The 5,218-nt window shown below is 76.6% G+C and carries 4 protein-coding genes and 1 pseudogene; 3 read left to right on the top strand and 2 right to left on the bottom strand.

Annotation, left to right across the window (positions count from 1 at the left end; all coding sequences use genetic code 11):
• Positions 1-75: 75 nt before the first annotated feature.
• Both V7793_RS32945 and V7793_RS32940 read left to right on the top strand, forming a co-directional pair.
• Positions 76-1,617: a hypothetical protein gene (locus V7793_RS32945; protein WP_336013380.1), complete on the top strand. Its 1,542-nt coding sequence runs from the start codon at positions 76-78 to the stop codon at positions 1,615-1,617.
• On the top strand, positions 1,614-3,002 hold the full coding sequence (locus V7793_RS32940; protein WP_336013379.1) for an AAA domain-containing protein: 1,389 nt from the start codon (positions 1,614-1,616) through the stop codon (positions 3,000-3,002). Before V7793_RS32945 ends, V7793_RS32940 begins: the two co-directional genes overlap by 4 nt.
• 100 nt (positions 3,003-3,102) lie before the next feature.
• Here the strand turns inward: V7793_RS32940 and V7793_RS32935 are convergent, their stop codons facing one another.
• Both V7793_RS32935 and V7793_RS32930 read right to left on the bottom strand, forming a co-directional pair.
• Positions 3,103-3,972 carry a spermidine synthase gene (locus tag V7793_RS32935; RefSeq protein ID WP_336013378.1) on the bottom strand — a complete coding sequence of 290 codons (870 nt, stop codon included), beginning with the start codon at positions 3,970-3,972 and terminating at the stop codon, positions 3,103-3,105.
• A 44-nt stretch (positions 3,973-4,016) separates the two neighbouring features.
• Entirely contained in the window at positions 4,017-4,463 is a 447-nt protein-coding gene (locus V7793_RS32930; RefSeq protein WP_336013377.1) for a hypothetical protein, read from the bottom strand.
• A 277-nt stretch (positions 4,464-4,740) separates the two neighbouring features.
• Here V7793_RS32930 and V7793_RS32925 point away from each other — a divergent pair.
• Positions 4,741-5,218 (top strand): annotated as a pseudogene (locus V7793_RS32925) (Tat pathway signal protein); the annotation flags it as partial.

The following is a 5,218-nucleotide window of genomic DNA, read 5'->3' as shown; positions in this document are numbered from 1 at the left end:
CGCCGCCGCCCTCCGCTCCGAGGCCCTCGCCCTCGCGCCCTTCCCCGCGCCCGCCCCCGCCGGAACGGAGGCCGCATGTCGCTGATCACCACGCTCGCCCGGATGGAGGCCGTGCGGGACGGCCGGGCCCGGCCCCTCACCACCGTGCGTCACCGGCATCTGGCGGAGCGGCCGCTGGTGTTCGTCCCGCTGACCACCGCCGGTGAGGCCGGCGCCCCGCTCGGCGCGCTCGTGGGCACCGACCGGGAGCGCCCCCGCCTCCTGGCCGTGCCGCAGCCGCGCGACCGCGACCTGCGCTCCGCCTTCCTCGCCGAGCTCGCCGAGGAGATGCTGCCCTACCTCGAGGGGTTCGCCGAGGACGTCACCCAGGAGGAGCGCAAGGAGACCGACCCGGAGACGGGCAAGAGGGTGACCGTCCAGGTCGAGCTGTGCGCGGGCGCGCCGCAGCTGCTGGTGCCCAGCGCCGCGGGCGTCGCCTACGTCCGCCTGCTCGGGCGTTCCATGCGCTTCCGCCGCACGGCCGAGCAGGACCCCGAGACGCCCCACCCCGCCCCGCCGCGCGTCCCGCTGCTGGGCCGCTGGCTGACGCACTTCGGCGAGCGCGCCCGCGTCCCCGGCTCGTCGCTGCTCCTGCCGGTGACACAGCTCCTCGCCCGCCACTGGGCCACGGGCCAGAGCACCCTGGAGGACCAGCACCTGGGCGCCCTGCTCGCCTGGATCGACCCCCCGGCCGGGCTGACGGGCGCGGAGGCGGCGCTGCGCGCCGAGCTCGCGCGGGACGCCGCGGGACAGCTGCTCCACCCGCCCGCGGGCCCGGCCACCGATCCGGCCTTCGACAACAAGCTCCTCGCCCCGGCGACCGCCCGCTTCGACGCGGGCCTGCCCGGCGCCGAGAAAGCGCTCCGCGAGCTGCTGGAGTCGCAGCTGCGCCCCACGTGGGAGGCGGTCTGGCGCGGCGTCGACCTGCTGCGCGCCCTGCCCGAGGGGGAGCGGGTCGGCGAGCGCTGGAAGCGCGACCGCTGGTCCTACACCGCGCACCGGGACCGCGTCCGGGCCGGCGAGCCTCCGCAGCCCCGGCGGGACGACGCGGTGACGGCCGCCCGCAAGCTCGCGGCGCGGGAGACCGCCCAGGCGCAGCTGGACGCACAGGAGGCGCTGGACGATCCGCTGGTGATGGCCGGGCGGCGGCTGGCGGGCGAGGCGTTCGCCGGGGAGGTCACCGACGTGGTGATGGAGTACACGGAGGCGAAGGTGCCGCGGCCCCGGCCGCTGGTCACGCTGCGCACGGAGGACGGCCCGCTGCTGTCCGACGGGGCGAAGGTGCACCGCGCCCTGCCGGGCGGCAAGTCCCAGCCCGCCGAGTTCGCCGGCCACGTGCCCGGCGACCCGGGCGCGCTGACGGTGCGTCTGACCGGCGGCATGGGGCGCGGCAAGGTGCCCGAGCCCGGCTCGGTGCCGGAGAAGGGCGACCGCGTCTGCTGGACGCTCTTCGAGCACGCCCCGCGCGGCGGCCCCGAGCTTCCCGACCCCGACCGCACGCCCTGGACGCACGGCGGCCCGCCCGGCGAGCCGGCGGCCGAGCTGCCCGACCCGGTGACCACGGAGGACCTGCTGTGAGGACGTTCACGGTGCCCACGGAGGGCGCGCTGCCGCCGCAGCGCGGGCGCGGCGCGGATCCGGGCGCGGCCGCCGAGGCGGTCACGCGCCGGATCCTGCACGACACGCTGCACAGCCCCGAGCGCGGGGTCGTCGTCGACTCCCCGCCGGGCGCGGGCAAGTCGACGCTCGTCGTGCGCGCCGCGCGGGAGCTGGCCGCGGCGGGCCGCCCGCTGATGATCGTCGCCCAGACCAACGCCCAGGTGGACGACCTAGTGCTGCGGCTGGCCGCCAAGGACCCCGAGCTGCCGGTCGGGCGGCTGCACAGCAGCGACGCGAGCCCCTACGACCGGGCGCTCGACGCCCTGCCCTCGGTGGTCACGTCCGCGAAGGCCGCCGAGCTCGCGGGCCTTCCGGTCGTGGTGTCCACGGCTGCGAAGTGGGCGCACACCAAGGTCGCCGAGCCGTGGGGCCACGCCATCGTGGACGAGGCCTACCAGATGCGGTCGGACGCCCTGCTGGCCGTGGCCGGGCTCTTCGAACGGGCGCTGTTCGTGGGCGACCCGGGCCAGCTGGACCCGTTCAGCGTGGTGGGGGCCGACGGCGTCGCGCAGTGGGCCGGGCTCTCGTACGACCCGTCGGCGAGCGCGGTGAGCACGCTGCTCGCCCACAACCCCGGCCTGCCGCAGCACCGGCTGCCCGTCTCCTGGCGGCTGCCCGCCTCCGCCGCGCCCCTGGTGTCGGCCGCCTTCTACCCGTACACGCCCTTCCGCAGCGGCACGGACCACGGCGACCGGCGGCTGACCTTCGGCGTGGGATCGGACGGCTCCGGCCCGGACCGGGTGCTGGACGAGGCGGCCGTCTCGGGCTGGGGCCTGCTGGAGCTGCCGGCCCGTCACACGCCGCGCACCGACCCGGAGGCCGTGGGCGCGGTCGCGCACGTGGTCCGGCGGCTGCTGGACCGCGGCGGGGTGACCGTCAGCGAGGCGGCGGACGGTCCGGTGCCGCTCACGGCCGCCCGGATAGCGGTCGGCACCGCCCACCGCGACCAGGCCGCAGCGGTCCGCACGGCGCTCGCCGGCCTGGGCGTGCAGGGCGTCACGGTGGACACGGCGAACCGGCTGCAGGGCCGAGAGTTCGACGTGACGGTCATGCTGCACCCGCTGTCGGGCCGCCCCGACGCGACGGCCTTCCACCTGGAGACGGGCCGCCTGTGCGTCCTCGCCTCCCGCCACCGGCACGCGTGCATCGTGGTGTGCCGCGCCGGCGTGGACCGGCTGCTGGACGAACACCCGTCGACGGAGCCCGTGCAGCTGGGCGTCACGGTGAAGTTCCCTGACGGCTGGGAGGCCATGATGGCGACGTGGGACCGCTGGTCGGAGCACCGGGTGGTGTGGCGGCCTTGACCGGGGGCCGGGCGGGTACCCGGGGGCCGGGCGGTACCCGGCGCCCGGCTGGTACCCGGCGCCCGGTGTGGCGTGGAAGCCGTGAGTCCAGGGGCGGCGGTCAGTCGAATACGGACGGCGGCGGTTCCGGCGACGGCTTCGCGGCCGCGTCCGTGACCGGCGTCGCGCCGCCCGTGAAGTCGGCCAGCGCCCGGCCGTGTTCGACGCGCCCCTGGTGGGGGTCGGAGGCGGCCCGGCGGGTCAGCTCGGCGTTCGGCAGCGCGTGGTCGGAGGCGAGCAGCACGGCGTTGCCGAAGCGGCGGCCGCGCAGCACCGCGGGGTCGGCGGTCAGGCAGAGCTCGGGGAAGACAGTGCCCACGGTCGCGATCTGGGACTTCACGTAGGCGAGCGGCGGGCCGTCCGCGAGGTTCGCGGCGTAGAAGCCGCCGGGCCGCAGGGCCCGCCGCACCTCGCCGGCGAATTCGGTGCTGGTCAGATGGGCGGGGGTGCGGGCGCCGGCGAACACGTCGGCGATGATCAGGTCGGCCCAGCCGTCCGGCACCTTGGCCAGCCCCTCGCGGGCGTCGCCGCTGCGCACCCGGATCCGCCAGCCGCTGTCGAGGGGCAGCTCGCGCCGTACGAACTGGACGAGCGGGGCGTCGATCTCCACGATCTGCTGGGTGGAGCGCGGCCGGGTCGCGGCGACGTACCGGGCGAGGGTGAAGGCGCCGCCGCCCAGGTGGAGGGCGTGGACGGGCTTGCCGGGCGGCGCCACGAGGTCGGCCAGGTGGCCGAGCCTGCGCTGGTAGGCGAAGTCCAGGTAGGAGGGGTCGTCGAGGTCGACGTGGGACTGGGGCGCGCCGTCGATCAGGAGGGTGAAGCCGCGGGGGCGGTCCCGGTCGGGCACGAGCTCGGCGAGCCCGCCCGCCACCTGCTCCGTGACCGCTGCGGCGGCGCGGCCGCGCCCTTGCTTCTTCTTGACCTTGCCCACCCCGCAAGTATCGCCCAGGGGCGGGGCCGGCCCGGCGGGACGGCCTAGCGGCAGCGGTCGACCGCCGCGATCGTCCGGGCGGCCTCGCCGAGGGCGTCGCGCAGGACCGCCGGGTCCGTGGCGGAGGAGAAGGCGGCCTCCGGGGCGACGAGCCAGCCGGCGCCGGTGAGGGGCTGCTCGTCGGGGACCACGCGCAGCCCCCGGCCGTGGGTCTGGGTGCAGGCGCTGCCCGGGACGTCCCAGGCGTCGGCGGTGCCGGGGGGCACCAGGAAACCGAGGGTGTCGCACTCGCCGTCGTGCAGCACGGGGCCGACGCCGTCGCGCAGCCGGAGGATGTCGACCGCCTCCAGGCCCTGGCGGGCGGGGACGGTGACGAGGTCGCACGGGCCGGCTTCGGGGCCGAGGCCCGGTGCCTGGGGTGCGCAGGGCGAAGGGCTGCGGTCCTGACGCGGCTGGTGCAGGGCCGTCGTCCGCGAGCTGCTGCTGTCCACTCCGGCCTCCACCAAGGGAAACCCCTCCTCCGCCGTGCCACTACGCTCCGCGTCGAGCGCGCTCGGGAGGTTCAACGCGCGAGGGGCGTCAACGGCAACGGGTACATGCCGTCACAAAGGATGGCAGTTCATGGCGGATCGCGGGTGAGATATCCGGTTTGTAGGTAAACGGGGGGCTGAATCCGGGGCCGAACGGGGGGAGCGGGGCCCCGATTGCCGGTACGGTCTTCTCCCGCCGAGCGCAGTCGGCGGAGTCACTCGCCAGAAGGGTGCGGCCATGGTGTCGTCCCACGCGTCCCCGTCCCCCCGCCCCGGGCCCGCCGGACCGGTGGATCCCGGCGGTCCGGACGGCAAGGGCAGCCGCCCGAACGCGGCCTTCAGACAGCTCCGCGGCGCGCTCTCGCCGGCCGAGTTCGCGGCGGCCGTACGACGCGCCGCCCGGGAGATCGGCGAGCAGGTCTCGTGCGACGCGCGCTACATCGGCCGGGTCGAGTCGGGGGAGATCCGCTGCCCCAACTACGCCTACGAGCGGGTGTTCCGGCACATGTTCCCCGGCCGCGAGCCGGAGGACATGGGCTTCGTCCCGCGCGAGGTGGTCCGCGGGCGGGGTGCGCGCGGCAGGGGCCCCGACGGCCGTCCCACCGGAAACGGCACCGGAAACGGCACCGGAAACGGCACCGGAAACGGCACCGGAAACGGCACCGGAAACCGCACCGGGAGCCGCATCGAGCAGCCCAAGGAGAGCGACGTGTTGC

Origin of the sequence: Streptomyces sp. KLMMK, from assembly GCF_036961605.1 — a bacterium.
Taxonomy (GTDB): Bacteria; Actinomycetota; Actinomycetes; order Streptomycetales; family Streptomycetaceae; genus Streptomyces; species Streptomyces telluris.
The sequence above is the reverse complement of the archived record's forward strand: the minus strand, read 5'-3'. Positions and strand labels throughout refer to the sequence as shown.

Bases quoted from the DNA above. Each gene is read 5' to 3' on its own strand.
- V7793_RS32945 (WP_336013380.1), top strand. From the start codon at position 76: ATGTCGCTGATCACCACGCTCGCCCGGATGGAGGCCGTGCGGGACGGC.